Here is a 23,426-nt window from a genome sequence, read left to right as displayed (position 1 = left end):
AATGAGTATTACCACAGAAGCAATGCTACAGACGAAGCCGGAACAGACAGGCAGTGAATTAAGCTGTGATGTGAAATCACATTACCGGCGTGTACTGCGCAGGCGGCTGATGTGGATGTGTGCGGTGGTGGCGGTAATACTCTGTACCGTGGTGCTCGATTTCACCATGGGGCCGTCCGGGCTGACCCTTGATGCCCTCTGGCAGACCCTGGTGTCGCCGGAAAGTGTATCCGCGGGCACCCGTGTGATTGTCTGGGAAATCCGTCTGCCGTATGCCCTGATGGCGGTGGTGGTCGGTATGTCCCTCGGCCTTGCCGGGGCAGAAATGCAGACCATCCTCAATAACCCGCTGGCAAGTCCGTTTACCCTCGGCGTCTCCAACGCCGCATCGTTTGGTGCGGCGCTGGCGATAGTCCTCGGGATCGGTATTCCGGGCGTGCCGGATCAATGGTTTGTTTCCGCGAACGCCTTTATTTTTGCCCTGTTTTCCGCGCTGATGCTCGACGGCATCACCCGCTGGACACGTGTCGCAACCTCCGGTGTGGTGTTATTCGGTATCGCAATGGTCTTTACCTTTAACGCGCTGGTGTCCATGATGCAGTTTATTGCCACGGAAGACACTTTACAGGGTCTGGTTTTCTGGACGATGGGCAGCCTGGCGCGTGCCACCTGGGTGAAACTGGGTGTGATGACACTGGCCTTTGCTATTCTGCTGCCGATCTCTATGAGTAACTCGTGGAGACTGACCGCACTGCGTCTCGGTGAGGATCGCGCTGTCAGTTTCGGTATTAACGTGCGCCGTCTGCGTCTCGGTACGTTACTGCGCATCAGTATTCTGACTGCACTGGCGGTGGCTTTTGTCGGTCCGATTGCCTTTATCGGCCTGGTCGCGCCGCACATTGCCCGCATGATGTTTGGTGAGGATCACCGTTTCTATCTGCCGGCGAGTGCATTAATCGGGGCACTGGTACTGTCGATGGCGTCCATTGCCTCGAAGAACCTGATTCCGGGGGTGATTATTCCGGTTGGTATTGTGACATCACTGGTAGGTGTGCCGTTCTTCCTGAGCATGATCCTGCGTCATAAGGGGAGCATGTAAGATGGATTTGAATGCAATGTCAGCGCAGAGCGGGTTAGAGATTAAACACTTCAATGCCGGTTATCCGAAACGGAAAATCATTGAAGACCTGAATGTTGAGCCTTTGCCGCGCGGTAAAATCACCGTGCTGCTCGGGCCGAACGGCAGCGGAAAATCAACCCTGCTGCGCTCCCTGGCCGGACTGAATAAGGCGGAGGGGCAGTTACTGCTCGACGGTCACGACCTGATGCGGATGAATTTTGCCGAACGCGCGAAGCAGGTGGTTTATCTGCCGCAGACCCTGCCAGCAGGTGTGCATCTGCATGTGCTGGAATCCGTGATTGTGGCACAACGGGCATCCGGCGGCATTTCTGACCGCGACAGTGAGCAGGAAGTGATGTCTCTGCTGTCACAATTAGGGATTGAACATCTGGCGCTGAATTATCTGGATCAGTTATCCGGCGGTCAGAAACAATTAGTCGGGCTGGCGCAATCCTTAATCCGTCAGCCGACCCTGTTATTACTGGATGAGCCGTTAAGTGCGCTGGATTTAAATTATCAGTACCACGTAATGGATTTGGTGCGCCGTGAAACGCAACGCCGGAATATTATTACGGTCGTGGTCGTTCATGATATTAATATCGCACTGCGTCACGGTGATCATATATTAATGCTGAAAGACGGGAATTTAATTGCGGAAGGGGATCCGGAAGCGGTTATTACCCCGGAGAGCCTGGCAACCGTTTATGGTGTACGCGGCCGTATTGAGCACTGCTCACAGTCTGTGCCGCATGTTGTGATTGATGGCCTGGTGCCGCGCGCGGTTGCGGCACTGGCATAATAGAACCGGTTTATATTACGTATTCTTTTTTATTCTCTGCGGAATATATTTCCGCAGAGGGTGATTATCTGCATGCCGTATAGAACCACTGCACTGATAATCTACTGTTTTCTGTATAGTTTTATTTATAAAAACAAATAGCCTTATAAAAGGCAATACTAAAATAATGACGGATGCCTGCAATGGCAGGGTCATTATTATTTAAAAAAAAGGGATATAAATCCCTGAGAGCGAATGTCGATTGTCCATAAATATATTATCTCTTGGAGAATCAAAAGAATGGTTATTTTTTCAAAACGAAAAGTGGCGGTATGTGTTATGGCAGCACTCGCCGCTCAGGTGATGGCTGCTCAGGCTGCAAATAAAGAAGACGTGATTGTGGTTACCACCGCATCCGGCTTCCAGCAGAAAATTGAGGATGCTGCGGCGACTATCTCCGTTGTTTCACGCGAACAGCTGGAAGATAAAGCGTACCGCGATGTGACCGATGCCCTGAAAGATGTGCCGGGTGTTGTGGTCACCGGCGGCGGCAGCTCGTCTGATATCAGTATCCGCGGGATGGATCCGAAATACACCATGATCCTCGTGGACGGGAAACGGGTCGCCAGCCGCGAAACGCGCCCTAATAGTGATAACTCCGGTATTGAACAGGGATGGTTGCCGCCGCTGACAGCAATTGAACGCATTGAAGTGGTGCGCGGACCGATGTCGTCACTGTATGGTTCGGATGCCATGGGCGGGGTTATCAATATTATCACGCGGAAAGCGCAGGGTGAGTGGCACGCCAGTGTTCGTACCGATGCAACCATCACCGAACGCAAAGACAGCGGTAACACCGGACAGGGCAGTTTCTTCGCCGCCGGTCCGCTGGTGGATAACCTGCTGAGCATGAAAGTGAATGGTCAGTATTCTCATCGCGGGGAAGATAATTTCGCGAACGGCTTTAACCGTCAGATCATGACCAGCGGCGGCGGTACACTGACATTAACGCCAGATGAGCAGAACAGCATCGATTTTGATTTCAAAAAAGATAATCAGCACCGTGATTCCCGCTGGGAAAAAAGTGCGTCAGAATCCAGCAAAAAGAAAAAATCCAGCAGTTTCAGCAAGTATGAAATGACGCAGTATGCGATTACCCATGACGGTAATTACGACTGGGGCAGCATGAACAGCTATGTTCAGCGTAATGAAACCAAAAACCCGGGCCGTAATATGGAGTATTACGACACCATCGCCCGTAACCAGACGGTTATGCCGCTCGGCGATCATATGCTGAGCCTCGGTGGTCAGTACCGATTCGAAGAGCTGAAAGATAAAGGCAACAAACTGGATGGTAATAAACTCGATCGCTACAGCTGGGCGCTGTTCGCGGAAGATGACTGGGCACTGACCAATGATTTCACTCTGACCGGCGGCCTGCGTATGGATAAGGATGAAAACTACGGAACACACTGGACACCGCGTGTCTACGGTGTATGGCATCTGGATGAGAGCTGGACGGTGAAAGGAGGGGTGTCCACCGGTTATCGTTCACCGGATCTGCGTCAGGCAACGGCATCGTGGGGACAGGCAACCGGTGGTGGTAACTCAAATGCGGTTATTTTCGGTAATCCGGATCTGAAGCCAGAGAAAAGTGTTACCGAAGAGATCAGTGTGCTGTGGAACAATCAGGATGATCTCAATATGAGCCTGACAGTCTTTAACACTGACTTTAAAGATAAGATCACTGAAACCCGCCTTTGCGGCACAGGTGCAGAAAGAAAATGTACATTAGCTGATGGACGCGGCGAGTTATATGACTTTGTGAGCGAACGTGAAAACGTTGATAAAGCCAATATGCGCGGTGTTGAAGCGATTATGAACTGGCAGATTGTTGAGTCTGTTGATTTAACGGCTAACTATACCTTTACTGATTCTGAACAGAAGAGCGGTAAATTTAAAGGTAAACCGCTGAATAAGACGCCAAAACATATGGCTAACGCCACACTGAACTGGGATACCACGCAGGATATCAAAACCTGGAGCCGGGTAAACTTCCGCGGTAAAACGTCGGATTACCTGTCCCGCACCAGCATGGCAACAGGAACCGGTTCCTATGCCACCGTGGATATCGGCGGCAGCTATCAGCTGAATAAAGACCTGAACGTTGTGGCGGGTGTGTATAACGTGCTGGATCGCCGTATTGATACTGAAAATTACGGTGCCACACTGGATGGCCGCCGTTACAACATCGGTCTGAACTATAATTTCTGATGTAACTATCATTCATTATTATGTGTCGAAACACGGCGTCCTTTTCCGGACGCCGTGTTTTTTTATGGCAGGCAGAGTGACTGTAAAATATACAAACAACGGGATTTTTTAACGTTCCGGCTATAAATATTCAAAGTTTCGTCACGGAAATTCTGTCGCTAAACAGGTATAGAAAAAAATTACCGGTTCAGGGCGAACAAAGCTTGAAATTTATGACTGAGGGGTGCAGAATGCGCCATCCAAAAAAATAACTGATGCATTTATACGCATCGGTTTTTTTTTTGCACTAAAATATTGTCACCGACAAAAAAAGGGGCCGATAGGCCGGATAACTGTTTACTGAATGACACCGGACGATAAACACCGGTATGAGGATGCGATAAATGGCGCAATTTTTCACTTTTGCACCTGTGCCAATCGGCGCTGGCTGCTGCAACGATGACTACGGAGCACGGCGCTCCTGCTCAGCACCCCAAACCTCTTCTTACTTCACTGCCTACAGGCAGATGCGAAGTCTTCCCGGTAACACGCCATCTGATAGTAGTATCAGTATGATTGTCGGTGTTACGGGAGGATTCGCTCATGTCGGATAATACCGCCCTCGATATTGGCCTGAACCGTACAGCTGCCAATAACCGCGTACAACTCGCAAAAACACTGACTCTCGTCCAGGTTGTCATGATGGGGCTTGCTTACCTGCAGCCGATGACTATCTTTGATACCTTCGGGATTGTGTCCGAAATTACCAGCGGTCATGTTGCGACTTCTTATGCTATCGCACTGACAGCCATTCTTTTTACTGCGCTGAGCTACGGAAAACTGGTTAAACGGTTTCCGTCTGCCGGCTCGGCGTATACCTATGCCCAGAAATCCATGAGCCCGCATATCGGCTTTATGGTCGGCTGGTCATCACTGCTGGACTACCTGTTCATGCCGATGATCAACATTCTGCTGGCAAAAATTTATCTTCAGGCCATCTTCCCCGACTGTCCGGCATGGATTTTCGTCGCGGGTCTGGTTTTCCTGATGACATTATTTAATCTGCGCGGCATCAATGTCGTGGCAAACCTCAATACCGGGATTGTACTGGTACAGGTTGCGGTGATGATTGTGTTTGTCGGTCTGCTGGTCCGTGGTGTGTCTGCGGGTGAAGGGGCGGGTACGCTGCTCTCTTTCCGTCCGTTTGCCTCCATTGATGCGGAACTGATCCCGATGATAAGCGGGGCGACCATACTGTGCTTCTCCTTCTTAGGATTTGACGGTATCAGTTCACTGTCAGAAGAAACACCGAATGCCGGGAAAGTGATCCCGAAAGCGATTTTCCTGACCGCTCTGATTGGTGGTCTGATCTTTATCGCGGTGTCTTATTTCCTGCAGCTCTATTTCCCGGATGTGTCCCGTTTCAATAATCCGGAAGAGTCACAGCCTGAAATTATGTACATGGTGGCCGGTGCCTTCTTCCAGTCCATCATTCTGGTGTTCTCCTGCGTCACCGTACTGGCTTCCGGTATGGCGGCACAGGCAGGGGTATCCCGTCTGATGTATGTGATGGGCCGTGACGGTGTGTTCCCGGAGCAATTCTTCGGCTACGTACACCCGAAATGGCGCACCCCGGCACTGAACGTGCTGCTGGTCGGTGTGCTGGCACTGAGTGCAGTCTGGTTTGATCTGGTTACCGCAACCGCGCTGATTAACTTCGGGGCACTGGTGGCGTTCACCTTCGTCAACCTGTCTGTGATTTCACAGTTCTATATCCGCGAGCGCCGCAACAAGACGCTGGGCGACCAGATCAACTATCTGCTGCTGCCGGTTATCGGTGCCGCGACAGTGACCGTGCTCTGGTTCAACCTCGATGCGAAATCGATGGAACTGGGATTGAGCTGGGGCGCACTGGGTCTGATCTATATGCTGTTTCTGACCCGTCGTTTCCGCCGCCCGATGCCGCAGATGCCGGAAAAGTAAGTCTTTAAGCAGTTATGTCGTGAAAACGGCGCACAGTTTGATGCTGTGCGCCGTTTTTTTATAGGTAATCGCGTATAGTAACCTTATGAAAGTATAGAAAATGATAATAATTAAGGGATAGGGATGTATATTGAACACAGCCTGATGGCGGATTATTTTTATGCGGGACTGGCACTGCTGGTGATCGCCTCTTTTGTCGCCGGGTATATTGATTCTATTGCAGGCGGCGCGGGGCTGATTCTGATCCCGGCCTTTATGCTGACCGGTTTGCCACCGCATATGGCACTGGGTCAGGAAAAACTGGTGAGTTCTGTCGGGACACTGGCGGCCATTTCTAATTTCATCAAAAATAAATCGGTTTACTGGCAGATAATTCCTGCTGGGATTATTTCATCGTTCTTCGGGGCCTGGGTGGGTGCGAAAGCGATTATATATCTGCCGTCTGAAACGATTACCTATATTATTATCTGTATGCTGCCGATCGGCCTGCTGGCCGCCTTCTTTAAGGGGAAACTGGGTGGTGCCCGACAGGGCAGCACAGTACGGAAATCGGTGTGGCTGGTCTTTTTCACCTGCTTTATTGTTGGTTTCTATGACGGCTTTTTCGGGCCGGGCACCGGCAGTATCTTTATACTCTGTCTGTTTCTGATCAATAACCTCGATTTACTGAAATCCTCCGCCACCTCAAAAATCTTTAACCTGGCGTCGAATGTCGGCGGGCTGGTCGCCTTTATTATGGCCGGACATATCGCGTTTCTGCTCAGTATCCCGATGATCGCCGCCAGTCTGCTCGGGAATCACTTCGGCAGTCAGCATGCTATTCGCACTAACGGTGAAATCGTCCGTAAAATCCTGATCCTGACAGTCGGCATCATGATGATGACGCTGCTGATCAACCTGTTCAGGTAAGCCGGCGTCGTGGTTAATCTGTTAAATTTGTTAAAAATAGTATTTGTATTATAAATAAAATAAGGGGCATAATGATTATTTAGCGAACTATAAGTAACCTGAGCGGGGGAATGTATGATCAACAGTCAGCAACCTGACGGCGCACGTCTTATTCAGACACTGACAGATATTGTCAGCCACAAACACATTTTAACAGAACCGCGTAAGACGGAGCGCTACCGCAAGGGGTTCCGTTCCGGTGAAGGCAGCGCGCTGGCGGTGGTGTTCCCGGGGACACTGTATGAATTGTGGCAGGTGTTTAAAGCCGCTGTTGAGGCTGACAGAATTGTGATCATGCAGGCAGCCAATACCGGTCTGACGGAAGGCTCCACCCCGAGCGGGGATGATTATGACCGCGAAATTATCATTATCAGCACGCTGCGCCTGGATAAAATTCAGGTTCTGACAAAACAGCAGCAGGTGGTGGCACTGCCCGGCAGCACGCTGTGGCATCTGGAAAAAGTCCTGAAACCGCTGGGTCGTGAACCGCATTCCGTCATTGGTTCTTCCTGTATCGGGGCTTCCGTGGTCGGCGGGATTTGTAATAACTCCGGCGGTTCGCTGGTGCAGCGCGGTCCTGCTTATACCGAACTGGCGCTGTACGGTCGTGTTAATGCGGACGGCACCGCAGAACTGGTCAACCATCTGGGGATTGATTTGGGCTCCACCCCGGAAGAGATTCTGAATTGCCTGGAATACCGGCAGTATCAGGATGCGGATATTGAGGATACGGATAAGCCGGCTTCTGACCATGATTATCATCAGCGTATCCGTGATGTGGATGCGGATACCCCGTCCCGCTTTAACGCCGATGAACGCCGTCTGTTTGAAGCCTCCGGTTGTGCCGGTAAGCTGGTGGTGTTTGCGGTGCGCCTGGATACGTTCCCGTCACAGGGCGAAAACAAAGTCTTCTATATCGGCACCAATACCCCATCGGTACTGGAAGATATCCGCCGCCATATTCTCGCCAACTTTAAACATCTGCCGGTGGCCGGGGAATATATGCACCGCGAGTGTTATGACATCGCAAAAGTGTACGGTAAAGACAGCTTCCTGACGATCGACAAGCTCGGCACCGAAAAAATGCCGAAACTGTTCACCATCAAAGGACGGATGGATGCCATCTTCAATAAAATTCCGCTGCTGCCGAAAAATCTGATCGACCGCACAATGCAGTTATTCAGCCATTTATGGCCGAACCATCTGCCGCGCCGGATGGAAGAGTACCGCGATAAATATGAACATCACCTGATGCTGAAAATGGCCGGTGAAGGCATTGATGAAGCCCGCAGTTGGCTGAGCAGTTTCTTTGAAAATGCAGAAGGTGGCTTCTTTGAGTGTGATGCCAAAGAGGGGGCAGATGCCTTCCTGCACCGTTTTGTGGCTGCCGGTGCCGCCATCCGTTATCATGCGGTTAACAGCAGTAAAGTCGAGGATATTCTTGCGCTGGATATTGCACTGCGCCGTAATGATCAGGCGTGGCTGGAAGTCCTGCCGCCGGAAATTGAGAGCAAACTGGTGCATAAACTCTACTACGGACATTTTTTATGCCACGTTTTCCATCAGGATTATATTGTGAAGAAAGGCGTGGATCCGCATGCGCTGAAAGAGGAGATGCTGCAAATCCTCAACACGCGCGGGGCGGAATATCCGGCAGAGCATAATGTGGGTCATCTGTATAAAGCCAAACCACAACTGAAAGCTTTCTATAAAGCCACCGACCCGACCAATACCCTGAATCCGGGGCTGGGCAAAACCAGTAAATTAAAATACTGGGGGGAAGGACATGAAGGGTGCAGTTGCAGTCAGCATCAGAAATGATCTTTCAGAAGCACAGAAAATCAGTATAAACCATGAATGTTAATAAGGGATTAAATTCACTATAATCAGCTTTTCTTCCTGATTACTGATGATTATGTTTAAAAGACTCAAAAATGCCTTCGGCAAAGCGGTTCAGGTCAAGTGCCATAAAGCAGAGGTGCTGCATAACCTCAGCACCGATGAGCGGGCGCTGATTGTCTATATCCTGAATGCCCGTGATGAAAATGTCAGTATCGGCATCAAGCACAGCAGTGCAGATTCGCTGATCACCAAAGGGGTGCTGAAAGAACTGGGACGGGATACAGAGAGCCGCACGCGGATGGTCTCTGTTTGTCCGAAGTACAGGGAATCCCTGTGCAGGGTATTTTATACCGTTAATAAAGCGGGGTAATTTTACCGCCGGGAGTGCTGCTCCCGGCGGTCTGTCTGCTTATTCTGCCAGGTGCTGCGCGTACTGCACCAGCTTCTTCAGTAATTCTGTCTTGTTTGCATCATGCTGATATTCCTGCATCATTTCACCAATCTGTCCGAAATAACGGGTCAAATTATCCTGACTGAACACCTCACGGCGATGGGCCAGCCAGCGCTGCTGCTCATGTTCGTCCAGTGTGCCGGGGAAATTCCGGGCGCGGTAGCGGAACAGTAATTCCGGCAGACGGGCATCCTGATAACTCAGTGCCAGTGCAGGCAGATTTTTCGGATCTGTTTCGCGGATAATGGTCATGGCTGCTTTATCTGACTCACTGAAAAAGCCCTGGTAAATCATGCGATCGACATCATTCTGCACCGGGAATTCACGCGGTTGTGCGAAAACCGCCACCACTTTCTCGCGGATCTCCGGATGCTGATGCAGCAACTCTGCATTACGGGCACACCGGTCTTTATCCAATCCGATACGCTGTGCATCCTGCGGGCGCAGGGTATTTTCCGGTGCCAGGATCGGGCATTTATTGATATGCACCAGTTTGAGCGGTACCGGAGATGCGCCTTCCGGCAGGTCATCACGGCGGGTGTACAGGTGCTCACGCAGGGTATCCGCGTCCAGCGTCAGCAGCGGGGTCAGGTCACCGGCGAGGTCGCACATAATCACAGCATTGCGGTTATCCGGGTGCCACGCCAGCGGTGCCACCAGGCTGGTATTGGCACGGACAGCCCCGAACATGCCGGAGACATGTACCAGCGGTTTCATGGCCGGAATATCAATCAGTGCCGCGAGTTTGCGCTTATCGCGCAGACTGAAGAAATAATCGAACAGACGCGGTTGTGCGCCGCGCAGCTGTTTTGCCATGGCAATGGTGGCATACACATCCGCCATTGCATCGTGGGCGTTTTCATGGGCGATACCGTTGGCAGCGGTCAGATGCTCCAGCTTAAAGCTCGGCAGTCCTTCGTCATTCTCCGGCCAGTTTGTACCGTCCGGACGCAGCGCATAACAGGCGCGGGTGATATCGATCAGATCCCAGCGGGAATTGCGGTTCATCCAGCTGTAGGCATACGGGTCGTAAAAATTCCGGTAGAAAATATTACGGGTGACTTCATCATCAAAACGAATGCTGTTATAGCCGAGAATACAGGTGTCCGGCTGTGTAAAGGTGTCATGAATCAGCCGGGCAAATTGCGCCTCATTAACGCCTTTCTGCAGGGCTTCCTGCGGCGTGATGCCGGTTATCATCACCGCCGCGGGCTGCGGCAGATAGTCATCCGCCGGGGCGCAGTAGGCGATCACCGGGTCGGCGATAATCGTGAATTCACTGTCCGTGCGGACACCGGCAAACTGCGCCGGGCGGTCACCGGCAGGATCCTGCCCGAAGGTTTCGTAATCGTGAAAGAAAAATTGTGCTGAAGACACCGTATGGCCCGTTTTTTGATAAAGGATGGGCTACAGGGTAACAAATCGCGGACAAAATACCAATTTCAGTCCTGATTATTCCCGTAATGCGATTTGATGGCAGATCTCACAAAATGACGGTAATTTGTATGAAATTTATATCAGCTGAAACAATTCCGCACAGAAATACGCTACACTGAATAAAACTGATGAAAACCGGCGGAAGTGCTTGTCGGCAGTCATGGTTAACCTGTATTGTTTAATGAATCACATTTCAGATATGACTAAGGGTAGAATAATGGACAACACAACCAAGCCTTCCTTTCACAATGTCCTGGAGTTCGTTCGTATGTTTCGCCGTAAAAACAAAATACTGCGTGAAATAACTGACAACGAAAAGAAAATTCGTGATAACCAGAAACGTGTACTTCTGCTTGATAACCTGAGTGATTACATCAAGCCGGGTATGTCCATTGAGGATATCCAGGCCATCATTGCTAATATGCGCAGTGACTATGAAGATCGTGTGGATGAGTACATTATCAAGAATGCGGATCTGTCAAAAGAGCGCCGCGAAATCTCCAGAGAACTCAAGGCAATGGGCGATATCAAAGATATCAAGTAATCACATAACCTGAACAGCAGAAACCGTGAATTGAATATTCACGGTTTTTTTTATCTTTTGTCATAAAAAAATGGCTCCCGGGGGGAGCCATTTTCAGTTCAGTGCGGATTATCAGAGCAGGGTTTTTGACGGCTCTGATGCTGCATGGTTAGTGGCAGCATGACCACCGGCACCGTGCAGCGCATAGGCTTCGCGGGCTTCGCGCTGATATTCGGTGATAACAAAGGCTTCGCCGGTGGTTGCCGGAGCAGGGGCTTTGGTCATCGGTGAATAAGCATGGCGACCGGCCACAACGACGGTTGTTTCAGTAACCGTTGCCGCAACCGGTGCGGTAACAGGCTCTGCCACAACAACCGGTTCAGGCTCTGCAATCACTTCCGGTTCTGCAACAACAACCGGTGCAACAGGTTCTGTGACAGCAACAGGCTCATCAGCGATAACGTCAGCCGTTTCCTGTACAGGCTCTTCTGCCGGTACAGATTCAGTGACAGTATCCGCAACCGGTGTTTCTTCCGGCACCGTGGTCTGAGGTGCTTCAGACTCGACAGTCAGAGAGCACTGTTCTGCCGCAACAGTGGCTTCTGCCGCTTCAGTCATCACCTGAGCAACAACGGTGGTTTCTGTCATCACAGCGGTTGTTTCGGTGATTTCCGGTGTCTCAGCGGCGATTTCCTGTTCTGCCTGTGCAGCCGGTGTTACAACCGGGTACTGGATCCACACTTTACCGGAAGCCAGTTCAGGTGAGAACACAGCCATTTCCAGCGGAACCGGAGATTGCGTCAGCTGACGGTCTTCACGGTAACGGCGGCGGCGCTGACCACTCACCCGCAGATGACGTGGTGAACGGCGGGAGCGGCGCGGCAGGATGTTGTCGCTGTGTGCTTCATCACCATTGCTTTCAGCCGCTGCCGGTGCCCCGGTATCCGCAGGAACTGCCGCAGGGGCATCATCAATAACAACCGGAACCGGTGCTGCAACAGCCGGTTTGGTCTGCGTTTCACCGTCAGTGACGCGGACAGAGCCGTTCAGCTGGCGGCGGGTACGGCGCTGACGAACCGGCGTCGGTGCATCATCATCTTCCGTATTTCCGTCACTGTTCAGGGCATCCTGCTCGTCCTGCTGGGCGCGCAGTTTTTTCGCATCCTGCTGGGCGCGTTTTTCGTCCTGACGGCGGCGCTGACGCTCTGCACGCTGTTCACGGCGTAACTGCTGCTGTGCTTCGCGGGCGGCCAGCTCTTCCGGTGTCAGATCGTCGTTCGGTGTATTCTGATTACGGCCTTTACGCGGCTCATTCACCGTATCGCGATCGCGTTTGTTGCGCGATTCGTTATCACTGCGCTCAGGACGGTCAGCACGCTCGGTACGTTCGCCGTTGCGATCATTACGATCACGGCGGTTACGGCGCTGTTTATTACGATCATTCCCGCCGCGGCGGTTGTTGTCGTTAGTCTGTTTTTTCTCTTTCTGTTCAGTTTCTTCCGGTACAGCAGGTGCGGAGCCGAACAGTTTTTTGATGAAACGGCTGAAGAAGCCACCTTCAGAAGCCGCAGGTGCCTGTTTGTCCTGACGGTTATCGCGTTTGCTTTCCGGTTTGCGGGTTGCGGCAGTCTGTGCCGGTACCGGTGCATCGGAGGTGATAGCAAAGGCATTGATAGCCGGTTGTTCCGGCGCACGGCGTTCCTGAGTTTCCTCTTCTTCACCGGCAGCGGATTCCGCGTCGTATTTCTCCGGCAAACGGTAGCTCAGGGTACCGATTTCATCACCTTTACGGACACGGACCACACGGAAGTGCGGGGTTTCCATCTGGTTGTTCGGCACGATAATCACGCTGACACCGGCCTGGCGTGCTTCAATCGCACTGACCGCCTGGCGTTTTTCGTTCAGCAGATAAGAGGCGACCGGCACCGGTACAATCGCATGTACCTGATGGGTGTTCTCTTTCAGCGCTTCTTCTTCAATCAGACGCAGAATGGAGAGCGCCAGCGATTCGTTATCACGCACAGTCCCGGTACCGCTGCATCGCGGACACACATGATGGCTTGATTCACCCAGTGACGGGCTCAGACGCTGACGGGACATCTCCAGCAGACCAAAGCGGGAAATGCGGCCAATCTGGATACGGGCGCGATCCTGACGGACGGCCTCGCGCATGCGGTTTTCCACTTCGCGCTGATGGCGGACCGGGGTCATATCGATAAAGTCGATAACAATCAGGCCGCCGAGGTCACGCAGGCGCAGCTGACGGGCGATTTCATCCGCCGCTTCCAGGTTGGTGTTAAACGCGGTTTCTTCGATATCACCGCCGCGTGTTGAGCGGGAGGAGTTGATATCGATAGCGGTCAGGGCTTCGGTGGTGTCGATAACAATCGCACCGCCGGACGGCAGACGGACTTCGCGCTGAAAAGCGGATTCAATCTGCGATTCGATCTGATAATGACTGAACAGCGGCACTTCGCCCTGATACAGCTTGATTTTGCTGGCAAAATCGGCACGACCGATAGCGGTGATGTGCTTGCGTGCCAGTTCCAGAATTTTCGGGTTATCGATGAGAATTTCACCGATGTCCGGGCGCAGATAATCACGGAACGCACGGACGATAACATTACTTTCCTGATGGATCAGGAACGGAGCAGGGCGGCCTTCAGCAACTTTTTTGATGGCTTCCCAGTGCTTGATACGGTATTCGAGATCCCAGCGCAGGGCATCAGCCGATTTACCGACACCGGCGGTGCGGACAATCAGACCCATACCCTCCGGGATATCCAGCGCGGACAGGGCTTCTTTCAGCTCGGTGCGGTCATCCCCTTCGATACGGCGGGAAATACCCCCGGCACGCGGGTTATTCGGCATCAGAACCAGATAGCTGCCGGCCAGGCTGATAAAGGTGGTGAGTGCCGCGCCTTTATTCCCGCGCTCTTCTTTGTCCACCTGTACAATGACTTCCTGACCTTCTCTCAGGACATCTTTGATATTCGGGCGGCCGGAAGCGTGGTAATTAGCGGGGAAATACTCGCGGGCAATTTCTTTGACGGGAAGGAAACCGTGACGCTCTGCGCCATAGTCAACAAAAGCAGCTTCTAAACTCGGTTCAATACGGGTGATTTTCCCTTTATAGATGTTTGCTTTTTTTTGTTCGTGACCGGGGCTTTCGATATCCAGATCATACAAGCGCTGCCCGTCAACAAGGGCAACACGCAACTCTTCCTGCTGAGTTGCGTTGATTAACATTCTTTTCATTATAAGTTACTCAATTTTTTTCATTTAGTTAGTGCGCTGCGGGCAATTTCGTTGCTACCGGAACCGATGACCTCGTGGCTTTTACCGCACCGTCAGCCTCCCGGCTGTCGATCGTATAGAGGTGCAAATTGTGTCGGTGAGGTTCAGTCTTGTCTGAATCCCCGTTGCCGGCTGAAAATCACGTTTATACGCGATACCGGCCCGGTAAGCTGCAACCCGCAGCCCGCTGATTATCTGACCGGAAATAACGTCTTACGCCATTGCTGCGTTGTCATCGGTCAGACAAAGATAAAATATCTGTTTTGCCAAAATCGGCGCATGCATTATTCCATTGCCGGTGTGGTTATAGCAAGGTGACATTGCATGTTTCGGTGAAATTTGTGCAGAAATTTGTTAATGACGTTAATCCTTGGTCTTTTTCCGGAAAAAATGGGAAAATAGCCGCGTAAAACATTGATGCACATTTGCCGCCTGTTTCACCGGGAAAATATCCCGGTTTACGGAGCAACGGTTCAGAGGATAGCCCCCCGTTTCATGAAAACTGATAATCAGACAGTTCAATTTGTTGTTGTGTCCGGCGATGAAGCCGGCCAGCGTATTGATAATTTCCTGCTCGCGCGCCTCAAAGGGGTGCCGAAGAGCATGATTTACCGCATCATCCGTAAAGGGGAAGTGCGTGTCAATAAAGGCCGGATTAAGCCGGAATACAAAATCGCGGACGGGGACAGCATCCGTATCCCGCCGGTGCGTGTGGCTGAGAAAAACGATGCCCCGGTGTCGGCGAAACTGGATAAAGTATCCGCACTCGCAGAGTGTGTATTGTATGAAGATGATCATATTCTGGTGATTAATAAACCGGCGGGTACAGCGGTACACGGCGGCAGCGGTCTGAGTTTCGGTGTGATTGAGGCAATGCGCGCACTGCGCCCGGAGGCACGTTTCCTGGAGTTGGTACACCGGCTTGACCGCGATACCTCCGGCATTTTATTGATCGCCAAAAAACGTTCCGCGCTGCGGGCACTGCATGAGCAACTGCGCCTGAAACAGATGCAGAAAGATTATCTGGCACTGGTACGCGGTCAGTGGCAATCCTCAGTAAAAGTAGTGCAGGCACCGCTGCTGAAAAATATTCTCCAGAGCGGCGAGCGCGTGGTGAAAGTCAGCCCGGAAGGCAAACCGTCGGAAACACGGTTTAAAGTGGAGGAGCGGTTTGAGGCGGCCACGCTGGTTAAAGCCAGTCCGGTCACCGGCCGTACACATCAGATCCGTGTTCACACGCTGCATGCGGGTCATCCTATCGCGTTTGATAACCGTTACGGTGATGCGCAGTTTGATGCTCAGCTGAAAGGGACGGGGCTTAACCGGTTGTTTTTACATGCGGCAGCACTTGCCTTTACCCATCCGTCTACTGGTGTGGCAATGCGCCTTCAGGCACCGTTGGATGAAAAACTGCGCAATTGCCTGACGGTACTGAGGTCGAAACAGGCAAAATAAGCAGAGAGCAGAAATAAAGAACCCGCGCAGAACGCGGGTTTTTGCTTATACAGAGGGTATTCTGCGGTTACTTCGTCTGCACACCGATAATCTTTGTGGTGCAGCTCTGTGCAATCTCACCGATTGCCTGAGAGTCCTGTTCGGTCAGTGCCTGACCTTTGCGGATCCGATCATCCAGTTTTTCCAGTCCGTCTTTGCCGAATTTCGCCAGCGAGTTGTCATACACACACTCACAAACCGCCGGAACCTTACTGCGGTTCTCCGGGTTTTTCAGGTTGGTCACAGCGCCTTTTGTACAGTCGGCAACAAAGGTTGTCTTATCCGCCAGTGACGGGGCCGCCAGACCGGCAGCACTGAACAGCAGCGTTGCGGCAGCGATCATTTTCAGCTTCATGTCAGTTCCTCAGAATCATCGGATACCCCGGAGCGTGTCAGCGGGGGATCCGCAGTGGGTTGTATCCGGCCTGAATCAGTAATTCTGTCAGTCGGATAAGCGGTAAACCTATCAGTGTATTAGGGTCATCTCCCTGCAGTTTTTTAAATAAGGCGATTCCTAAACCTTCAGATTTAAAGCTTCCGGCACACTGATACGGCATTTCCGCCAGCAGATAGGCACGGATTTCGTCATCATCCAGTGTACGGAAATATACGTGGTAAGGTTCACATATCGTGTGATCTTCCCCGGTGGCACTGTTATACAGGCTCAGCCCGGTATAAAAGGTGATGCACTGACCGGAGGCTTTGCGCAATTGTGCAAAGGCCACGTCATAATGATGCGGTTTGCCGGTAATTTCCCCGTCCAGCACACAAACCTGATCAGAGCCGATAATCAGGCTGTCAGGGTACTGTTGTGTTAATGAACGGGCTTTTTCGCGTGCCAGGCGCATGACCAGCGACTGCGCATCTTCTGCCGGATGCGGGGTTTCATCGGTATCCGGGGCGGCGGATACAAACGGGATGCCGAGTTTTTCCAGCAACGCTTTGCGGTACAGGGAGGTGGAGGCGAGAACCAGTGAGATCATAAATATTCCGAAAGTCATGGTAAAAAGAATAAACTCATTCTAAACTATGCGCCGCTTATTGAGTGTATTTTTAGCGGGAAGGCAGGTTACCGCCCTCTTTGCTGTCTATATTTTCTTTGACTATATCGTCTTACGAATATAAGATGCGCGCCTTATGCAAAAGATAAAATTACCTCTGACTATTGATGCAAAGCGCGCCGCGCAGAAGCGTCTGGATTACCGGGGGTGCTATGCACCTGAGCAGGTTACGCGGTTAGCCGAATCGGTAGTCAGTGTGGACAGCGATGTTGATGTTGATTTGACGTTTGAAATCGATCCGCAGCGTCTGACAGTCATTAAGGGAACAGCAGAAACTGATGTTTCACTTGAGTGTCAGCGGTGTGGTAATATCTTCCCGCTTCATGTCCGCGCAACGTATTGTTTCAGCCCGGTTGTCAGCGATGAACAGGCTGAGGCATTACCGGAAGAGTATGAGCCAATTGACGTAAATGATTTTGGTGAGACAGATTTACTGGCAATGATTGAAGATGAATTAATTCTTTCTCTGCCTGTGGTTCCGGTACATGATTCTGAACACTGTGAAGTGTCCGACGCGGTGAAAGTCTTTGGTGAGCTTCCTCCGGAAGCAGAAAAACCAAATCCGTTTGCCGCATTAGCCAGTTTAAAGAAAAGTACTTAAGGAGTAAGGTCAATGGCCGTACAACAAAATAAACCAACTCGTTCCAAACGTGGTATGCGTCGCTCTCATGACGCACTGTCAGCAACTCTGGTTTCTGTTGACAAAACCTCTGGTGAAACTCATCTGCGCCACCATGTGACCGCTGATGGTTACTACCGTGGTCGTAAGGTAATCAACAAGTAATCTGCTGCTTTTTAAGCACGTTGATATCTTGACTAATCTAACCATCGCGTTAGATGCCATGGGTGGGGATATCGGCCCCCATGTCACAGTGCCTGCCTCGCTGCAGGCACTGGCATCTAATCCAAAGCTCACCCTGTTGCTGGTCGGGCACCCTGATTCCATTTCTCCTCTGCTTGCAAACCAGAATGCTGAGCTGCTCAGTCGTCTGCGGGTGATCCCTGCCTATGAGACGATTGCCGGTGATGCCAAACCTTCTCAGGCTATCCGCCAGAGCAAAGGCACATCCATGCGTATCGCGCTGGAACTGGTGAAAGAGGGGGAGGCACAGGCGTGCGTCAGTGCCGGAAACACCGGGGCGCTGATGGGGCTGGCGAAACTGATGCTGAAATCGATTGAAGGCATCGAGCGTCCCGCGCTGATGACCGTGGTGCCGAATCAGAAGAAAGGCAAAACGGTGCTGCTTGATCTGGGCGCAAATGCGGAGTGCAGCAGTGAGATGCTGGTGCAGTTTGCTGTCATGGGCGCGGTGATGGCAGAAGATGTGGCCGGGATCCCGCATCCGCGTGTGGCATTACTGAACATCGGTGAAGAAGAAACCAAGGGACTCGACAATATCCGCGAAGCAGCCACGGTGCTGAAATCGATACCGGACATCAATTATATCGGCTATGCAGAAGGTAACGAACTGCTGACCGGTAAAACGGATGTGCTGGTCTGTGACGGCTTCGCGGGTAACGTTACCCTGAAAACCATGGAAGGGGTGATTCGTGTGATCCTTTCTATGTTTAAATCACAGAATGAAGGCAAATCGTCATCTCTGCTGTACAAAGCTGTGAAGAAAGTCGTGAAGAAAGTGGTGACAAAATGGCTGAATAAACGCTTCAGCCACCTGAACCCCGACCAGTATAACGGTGCTTCTCTGTTAGGATTACGCGGCATTGTGATTAAAAGTCACGGTGCGGCGAATGTAAGTGCATTCAACGCTGCCATAACGCAGGCGGTTCAGACTGTTGAAAAGCAGGTGCCTGAACGAATCGCATCCCGCCTCGCCATGGTATTACCCAAGAGTAACTAACTAATATGTATACAAAAATTTTAGGAACCGGGAGCTATCTTCCTGCACAAATCCGCACAAATGCTGATCTGGAAAAAATGGTCGACACAACCGATGAGTGGATTGTTACTCGTACGGGGATCCGTGAGCGCCGTCTGGCCGGTGATGATGAAACCGTTGTTACGATGGGGCACCAGGCAGCTCTGAACGCACTGGATATGGCGGGTATTCCTGCCGGTGATATCGATCTGATCGTTGTGGGTACCACTTCTTCCACGCACGGTTTCCCGAGCGCGGCCTGTGAAATCCAGAAACTGCTGGGCATTGACAGCTGCATCTCCTTTGATGTGGCGGCGGCGTGTGCCGGTTTCAGCTACGCTATCAGCGTGGTGGATCAATTCATTAAAACCGGTATGGCGAAAAAAGCGCTGGTGATCGGTTCGGATGTGCTGGCGAAAACGCTGGACCCTGAAGATCGCGGTACTGTTATCCTGTTTGGTGACGGCGCGGGTGCTTTTGTGGTTGAAGCCTCAGAAGAGCCGGGCATTCTCTCCACCCATTTACATGCGGACGGTCGCTATGGCGATCTGCTGACATTACCGAATAAAGATCGCAAAGACAGCGAAAAACCGGCGTACCTGACAATGGCAGGTAACGAAGTGTTCCGCGTGGCTGTCCGTGAATTAGCCAACGTCGTTGAAGAAGCGCTGGTGGCGAACAATATTGATAAATCAGAACTCGACTGGCTGGTGCCGCATCAGGCAAACCTGCGCATTATCAGTGCCACAGCAAAAAAATTAAATATGGGCATGGATAAAGTGGTGGTAACGCTTGATCGTCACGGCAACACCTCTGCGGCCTCTGTACCGACGGCATTCGACGAAGCGGTTCGTGACGGGCGCATCAAACGCGGTCAGCTGATTCTGATTGAAGCCTTCGGCGGTGGTTTTGCCTGGGGTTCTGCATTAATTCGTTTTTAATTTTTCAGGAAGCTAAATCATGTCTGCATATGCAATGGTATTTCCGGGACAAGGTTCTCAGTCAGTCGGTATGCTGGCGGACCTCGCGGCACATTTTCCGGTCGTTGAGGCAACCTTTGCCGAAGCATCCGCTGAACTGGGCTACGATTTATGGGCACTCGTTCAGAACGGGCCGGAAGACGAACTGAATAAAACCTGGCAGACCCAGCCTGCACTGCTGGCGGCCTCTGTGGCTATCTGGCGTGTCTGGCAGGAAAAAAACGGCGCCATGCCTGCCATGATGGCCGGTCACAGCCTGGGGGAATACTCCGCGCTGGTGTGTGCCGGTGTGATGGATTTTAAAGAAGCCATCAAACTGGTGGAATTACGAGGCCGCCTGATGCAGGAAGCCGTTCCGGCCGGTACCGGGGCAATGTATGCCATCATCGGTCTGGACAATGATGCTATCGCCAAAGCCTGTGAAGAAGCAGCCAGGGGGCAGGTCGTATCACCGGTTAACTTTAACTCGCCGGGCCAGGTGGTTATCGCCGGTGAGAAAGATGCCGTTGAGCGTGCCGGGGCATTATGTAAGGAGGCCGGGGCAAAACGTGCGCTGCCGTTGTCGGTCAGTGTGCCGTCACATTGTGCATTAATGAAGCCGGCTGCTGATAAATTAGCCGTTGCGCTAAAAAATATCACATTTAATACACCAATCTTTTCTGTTGTGAACAATGTTGATGTTAAGATAGAGACTTCCGCCGATGCAATTCGTGATGCATTAGTCCGTCAGCTTTATAATCCGGTACGCTGGACCGAAACTGTTGAGTTTATGGCCGCGCAGGGTGTTGAAGATCTGCTGGAAGCAGGGCCGGGCAAAGTACTGACCGGGCTGACTAAGCGTATTGTGAAAACATTAACATCATCTGCTGTCAATGATATGTCATCATTGGAAACAGCACTTGAAAATCGCTGAGGTTGAGATGAGCTTTGAAGGCAAAATTGCCCTTGTCACCGGTGCGAGCCGCGGAATCGGCCGTGCAATTGCTGAGAAATTAGCAGCACGCGGTGCAACTGTCATTGGTACTGCAACCAGCGAAAGCGGTGCGGCAGCTATCAGTGAATATTTAGGCGCGAAGGGTAAAGGCCTTGCGCTGAACGTGACCGACAGCGCATCCATTGACCATGTATTAGAAAATATTCGCACTGAGTTTGGCGAAATTGATATTTTGGTTAATAATGCAGGTATCACACGTGACAACTTACTGATGCGTATGAAAGACGATGAGTGGCAGGATATCCTCGACACGAACCTTTCATCCGTATTTCGTCTGTCCAAAGCGGTTATGCGCGCCATGATGAAAAAACGTTGCGGGCGCATCATCACCATCGGTTCCGTTGTCGGGACGATGGGGAACGCCGGACAGGCTAACTATGCGGCGGCGAAAGCCGGGCTGATTGGTTTCAGTAAATCACTCGCCCGTGAAGTCGCGTCGCGCGGCATCACTGTCAACGTCGTTGCTCCGGGTTTTATCGAAACTGATATGACTCGCGCATTGACAGACGACCAGCGTGCAGGCATTTTATCTCAGGTTCCTGCTAACCGTTTGGGTGATGCTGAAGAGATTGCCAGTGCTGTAGCCTTCTTAGCTTCTGATGAAGCGGCTTACATCACAGGCGAGACATTGCATGTCAATGGTGGCATGTACATGATTTAATGTTTGAGCTGACCATTTGCCGTTTTTGTGTAAACACACGCAAAAGTGAGTATTTATATGGTTAGACCAGCCGGGATTGGGTTGCATCTTTTCCTGTATTTTATAAACTACGAAAACCATCGCATATAGCGAGTTTTGATAGGAAATTTAATAGTATGAGCGCTATCGAAGAACGTGTTAAGAAAATCATCGTTGAACAACTGGGTGTTAAAGAGGAAGAAGTAAAAAACGAAGCTTCATTCGTTGATGACTTAGGCGCTGATTCTCTTGACACAGTTGAGCTGGTGATGGCTCTGGAAGAAGAGTTCGACATCGAAATCCCAGACGAAGAAGCAGAAAAAATCACAACTGTACAGGCTGCTATTGACTACGTTGAGAACGCAGGCAAGTAAGCATCCCTCATGTCCAGGCGGTCACCCGACCGCCTTGTTTCTTTTATTTTCCCCCCCGGAGGATAAGCGTGTCTGAGCGTCGTGTAGTCGTGACCGGACTTGGCATGTTATCTCCTGTCGGTAATACAGTCGATTCATCCTGGAAAGCTGTGTGTGCCGGGCAGAGTGGTATCAGCCTGATTGAGCATTTTGACACCTCTAACCATGCGACCAAATTCGCAGGTATGGTAAAAGATTTCAATCACGAAGATTTTAATATTTCGCGCAAAGATGCCCGGAAGATGGATCTCTTCATTCAATACGGTATTGCAGCCGGTATCCAGGCAATTGCGGATTCCGGACTTGAAGTAACAGAAGCCAATGCAACCCGCATCGGAGCTGCGATTGGTTCTGGTATTGGTGGTCTCGGACTGATTGAAGAAAACTGCAGCGCTCTGGCTGCCGGCGGCCCGCGTAAAGTGAGCCCGTTCTTTGTTCCCTCAACTATCATCAATATGGTTGCCGGACATTTAAGTATTATGTACGGCCTGCGCGGACCAAGCATTTCCATTGCCACTGCCTGTACATCCGGCGTACATAACATTGGTCATGCTGCCCGGATCATCGCTTACGGTGATGCGGATGTGATGGTTGCCGGTGGTACTGAAAAAGCCAGCACACCATTAGGTGTTGCCGGGTTCGGTGCTGCGCGTGCCTTATCCACCAATAATGACAATCCTCAGGGCGCAAGTCGTCCGTGGGATAAAGATCGTGACGGGTTTGTGCTGGGTGACGGCGCCGGTATACTGGTGCTGGAAGAGTACGAACACGCGAAAAACCGCGGTGCGAAAATCTACGCGGAGCTGGTCGGTTTCGGGATGAGCAGCGATGCTTATCACATGACATCACCACCGGAAAACGGTGACGGTGCCGCACTGGCCATGGCAAACGCGATTCAGGATGCGGGTATTCCTGCTGACAGCATCGGCTATATCAATGCTCACGGTACATCCACCTCTGCGGGTGATGTGGCGGAAGCAAAAGCCGTTGAAACGGTATTTGGTGAAGGAACCAACGTTCTGGTCAGTTCCACCAAATCCATGACCGGTCACCTGCTGGGTGCCGCCGGTGCAGTGGAATCCATTTTCACCATTCTGGCACTGCGTGATCAGATCATACCGCCGACCATCAACCTGGATAATCAGGATGAAGCGGTCTGCAAACTCGACTTTGTACCGGGCAAAGCCCGCAAAGTGGAAGGTATGGAATACGCACTCTGTAACTCTTTCGGCTTCGGCGGCACCAACGGTTCCCTGATTTTCCGTAAGATCTGAGTCTGTTTTCTGAGAAAAAAGC

The 23,426-nt window shown here is 51.5% G+C and carries 21 protein-coding genes; 17 read left to right on the top strand and 4 right to left on the bottom strand.

The annotated features are described in order from the left end of the window. The first annotated feature begins 1 nt into the window (after position 1). The 7 genes from ACF8OF_RS16520 to ACF8OF_RS16490 all read left to right on the top strand — a co-directional run bounded on the left by ACF8OF_RS16520 (position 2) and on the right by ACF8OF_RS16490 (position 9,294). Positions 2-1,099, top strand: a complete 1,098-nt coding sequence (locus ACF8OF_RS16520; RefSeq protein ID WP_262882452.1) for an iron ABC transporter permease — start codon at positions 2-4, stop codon at positions 1,097-1,099. A 1-nt stretch (position 1,100) separates the two neighbouring features. Then, positions 1,101-1,919, top strand: a complete 819-nt coding sequence (locus ACF8OF_RS16515; protein WP_349467713.1) for an ABC transporter ATP-binding protein — start codon at positions 1,101-1,103, stop codon at positions 1,917-1,919. Positions 1,920-2,198: 279 nt separating this feature from the next. Continuing rightward, positions 2,199-4,172, top strand: a complete 1,974-nt coding sequence (locus ACF8OF_RS16510; protein ID WP_392497160.1) for a ligand-gated channel protein — start codon at positions 2,199-2,201, stop codon at positions 4,170-4,172. A gap of 582 nt (positions 4,173-4,754) precedes the next feature. Further along, complete coding sequence (locus ACF8OF_RS16505) at positions 4,755-6,134, top strand: APC family permease (protein WP_025152654.1); 1,380 nt, start codon at positions 4,755-4,757, stop codon at positions 6,132-6,134. A gap of 123 nt (positions 6,135-6,257) precedes the next feature. Continuing rightward, positions 6,258-7,043 carry a TSUP family transporter gene (locus ACF8OF_RS16500; protein WP_262882449.1) on the top strand — a complete coding sequence of 262 codons (786 nt, stop codon included), beginning with the start codon at positions 6,258-6,260 and terminating at the stop codon, positions 7,041-7,043. A 114-nt stretch (positions 7,044-7,157) separates the two neighbouring features. Then, entirely contained in the window at positions 7,158-8,903 is a 1,746-nt protein-coding gene (gene dld, locus ACF8OF_RS16495; protein ID WP_262882448.1) for a D-lactate dehydrogenase, read from the top strand. A gap of 94 nt (positions 8,904-8,997) precedes the next feature. After that, positions 8,998-9,294: a hypothetical protein gene (locus tag ACF8OF_RS16490; RefSeq protein ID WP_240182743.1), complete on the top strand. Its 297-nt coding sequence runs from the start codon at positions 8,998-9,000 to the stop codon at positions 9,292-9,294. 39 nt (positions 9,295-9,333) lie between these two features. On the opposite strand, the gene sbcB is transcribed toward ACF8OF_RS16490, so the two are convergent. Next, positions 9,334-10,752 carry an exodeoxyribonuclease I gene (gene sbcB, locus ACF8OF_RS16485; protein WP_262882447.1) on the bottom strand — a complete coding sequence of 473 codons (1,419 nt, stop codon included), beginning with the start codon at positions 10,750-10,752 and terminating at the stop codon, positions 9,334-9,336. Between the two features lie 277 nt (positions 10,753-11,029). Between sbcB and tmaR the strand changes: the two genes are divergently transcribed. Beyond that, on the top strand, positions 11,030-11,356 hold the full coding sequence (gene tmaR, locus ACF8OF_RS16480; RefSeq protein ID WP_025154524.1) for a PTS system regulator TmaR: 327 nt from the start codon (positions 11,030-11,032) through the stop codon (positions 11,354-11,356). Positions 11,357-11,467: 111 nt separating this feature from the next. Here tmaR and rne read toward each other — a convergent pair whose 3' ends face one another. Beyond that, a complete protein-coding gene (rne, locus tag ACF8OF_RS16475; RefSeq protein WP_392497159.1) occupies positions 11,468-14,593 on the bottom strand; it encodes a ribonuclease E in 3,126 nt (1,041 codons plus the stop codon). 534 nt (positions 14,594-15,127) lie between these two features. Here rne and rluC point away from each other — a divergent pair. Then, on the top strand, positions 15,128-16,087 hold the full coding sequence (rluC, locus tag ACF8OF_RS16470; protein ID WP_392497158.1) for a 23S rRNA pseudouridine(955/2504/2580) synthase RluC: 960 nt from the start codon (positions 15,128-15,130) through the stop codon (positions 16,085-16,087). A 67-nt stretch (positions 16,088-16,154) separates the two neighbouring features. Here the strand turns inward: rluC and ACF8OF_RS16465 are convergent, their stop codons facing one another. Together ACF8OF_RS16465 and ACF8OF_RS16460 are read right to left on the bottom strand one after the other, a co-directional pair. Next, entirely contained in the window at positions 16,155-16,481 is a 327-nt protein-coding gene (locus ACF8OF_RS16465; protein ID WP_262859792.1) for a hypothetical protein, read from the bottom strand. A 37-nt stretch (positions 16,482-16,518) separates the two neighbouring features. Continuing rightward, positions 16,519-17,109 carry a Maf family protein gene (locus ACF8OF_RS16460; RefSeq protein WP_392497157.1) on the bottom strand — a complete coding sequence of 197 codons (591 nt, stop codon included), beginning with the start codon at positions 17,107-17,109 and terminating at the stop codon, positions 16,519-16,521. A gap of 154 nt (positions 17,110-17,263) precedes the next feature. Between ACF8OF_RS16460 and yceD the strand changes: the two genes are divergently transcribed. The 8 genes from yceD to fabF all read left to right on the top strand — a co-directional run bounded on the left by yceD (position 17,264) and on the right by fabF (position 23,404). After that, positions 17,264-17,788, top strand: a complete 525-nt coding sequence (gene yceD, locus ACF8OF_RS16455; protein ID WP_004238065.1) for a 23S rRNA accumulation protein YceD — start codon at positions 17,264-17,266, stop codon at positions 17,786-17,788. A gap of 12 nt (positions 17,789-17,800) precedes the next feature. Continuing rightward, complete coding sequence (gene rpmF / locus ACF8OF_RS16450) at positions 17,801-17,971, top strand: 50S ribosomal protein L32 (RefSeq protein ID WP_004240653.1); 171 nt, start codon at positions 17,801-17,803, stop codon at positions 17,969-17,971. A gap of 28 nt (positions 17,972-17,999) precedes the next feature. Then, positions 18,000-19,046: a phosphate acyltransferase PlsX gene (plsX, locus tag ACF8OF_RS16445; protein WP_392497156.1), complete on the top strand. Its 1,047-nt coding sequence runs from the start codon at positions 18,000-18,002 to the stop codon at positions 19,044-19,046. A gap of 5 nt (positions 19,047-19,051) precedes the next feature. Next, the gene (locus ACF8OF_RS16440; RefSeq protein ID WP_049241106.1) at positions 19,052-20,005 is read left to right on the top strand and encodes a beta-ketoacyl-ACP synthase III; all 954 of its coding nucleotides are present in this window, start codon (positions 19,052-19,054) and stop codon (positions 20,003-20,005) included. Positions 20,006-20,024: 19 nt separating this feature from the next. After that, on the top strand, positions 20,025-20,957 hold the full coding sequence (gene fabD, locus ACF8OF_RS16435; RefSeq protein WP_262859794.1) for an ACP S-malonyltransferase: 933 nt from the start codon (positions 20,025-20,027) through the stop codon (positions 20,955-20,957). Between the two features lie 7 nt (positions 20,958-20,964). After that, the gene (gene fabG, locus ACF8OF_RS16430) at positions 20,965-21,699 is read left to right on the top strand and encodes a 3-oxoacyl-ACP reductase FabG (protein WP_166709001.1); all 735 of its coding nucleotides are present in this window, start codon (positions 20,965-20,967) and stop codon (positions 21,697-21,699) included. A gap of 155 nt (positions 21,700-21,854) precedes the next feature. Beyond that, positions 21,855-22,091 (top strand): acyl carrier protein, encoded by a 237-nt coding sequence (acpP, locus tag ACF8OF_RS16425; RefSeq protein WP_004238075.1) that lies wholly within the window; start codon positions 21,855-21,857, stop codon positions 22,089-22,091. Between the two features lie 68 nt (positions 22,092-22,159). Then, the gene (fabF, locus tag ACF8OF_RS16420) at positions 22,160-23,404 is read left to right on the top strand and encodes a beta-ketoacyl-ACP synthase II (RefSeq protein ID WP_349467721.1); all 1,245 of its coding nucleotides are present in this window, start codon (positions 22,160-22,162) and stop codon (positions 23,402-23,404) included. The last annotated feature ends 22 nt before the right edge of the window (positions 23,405-23,426 follow it).

The organism is Morganella sp. TYF_1, from assembly GCF_043105645.1.
In the GTDB taxonomy this organism is placed as follows: domain Bacteria; phylum Pseudomonadota; class Gammaproteobacteria; order Enterobacterales; family Enterobacteriaceae; genus Morganella; species Morganella morganii_B.
Note: the sequence above shows the minus strand (reverse complement) of the source record. Positions and strands in the feature narration are given on the sequence as shown.

Coding starts and splice junctions, on each gene's coding strand:
- ACF8OF_RS16520 (WP_262882452.1), top strand. CDS start 2: ATGAGTATTACCACAGAAGCAATGCTACAGACGAAGCCGGAACAGACA.
- ACF8OF_RS16515 (WP_349467713.1), top strand. CDS start 1,101: ATGGATTTGAATGCAATGTCAGCGCAGAGCGGGTTAGAGATTAAACAC.
- ACF8OF_RS16510 (WP_392497160.1), top strand. CDS start 2,199: ATGGTTATTTTTTCAAAACGAAAAGTGGCGGTATGTGTTATGGCAGCA.
- ACF8OF_RS16505 (WP_025152654.1), top strand. CDS start 4,755: ATGTCGGATAATACCGCCCTCGATATTGGCCTGAACCGTACAGCTGCC.
- ACF8OF_RS16500 (WP_262882449.1), top strand. CDS start 6,258: ATGTATATTGAACACAGCCTGATGGCGGATTATTTTTATGCGGGACTG.
- dld (WP_262882448.1), top strand. CDS start 7,158: ATGATCAACAGTCAGCAACCTGACGGCGCACGTCTTATTCAGACACTG.
- ACF8OF_RS16490 (WP_240182743.1), top strand. CDS start 8,998: ATGTTTAAAAGACTCAAAAATGCCTTCGGCAAAGCGGTTCAGGTCAAG.
- tmaR (WP_025154524.1), top strand. CDS start 11,030: ATGGACAACACAACCAAGCCTTCCTTTCACAATGTCCTGGAGTTCGTT.
- rne (WP_392497159.1), bottom strand. CDS start 14,593: ATGAAAAGAATGTTAATCAACGCAACTCAGCAGGAAGAGTTGCGTGTT.
- rluC (WP_392497158.1), top strand. CDS start 15,128: ATGAAAACTGATAATCAGACAGTTCAATTTGTTGTTGTGTCCGGCGAT.
- ACF8OF_RS16465 (WP_262859792.1), bottom strand. CDS start 16,481: ATGAAGCTGAAAATGATCGCTGCCGCAACGCTGCTGTTCAGTGCTGCC.
- ACF8OF_RS16460 (WP_392497157.1), bottom strand. CDS start 17,109: ATGATCTCACTGGTTCTCGCCTCCACCTCCCTGTACCGCAAAGCGTTG.
- yceD (WP_004238065.1), top strand. CDS start 17,264: ATGCAAAAGATAAAATTACCTCTGACTATTGATGCAAAGCGCGCCGCG.
- rpmF (WP_004240653.1), top strand. CDS start 17,801: ATGGCCGTACAACAAAATAAACCAACTCGTTCCAAACGTGGTATGCGT.
- ACF8OF_RS16440 (WP_049241106.1), top strand. CDS start 19,052: ATGTATACAAAAATTTTAGGAACCGGGAGCTATCTTCCTGCACAAATC.
- fabD (WP_262859794.1), top strand. CDS start 20,025: ATGTCTGCATATGCAATGGTATTTCCGGGACAAGGTTCTCAGTCAGTC.
- fabG (WP_166709001.1), top strand. CDS start 20,965: ATGAGCTTTGAAGGCAAAATTGCCCTTGTCACCGGTGCGAGCCGCGGA.
- acpP (WP_004238075.1), top strand. CDS start 21,855: ATGAGCGCTATCGAAGAACGTGTTAAGAAAATCATCGTTGAACAACTG.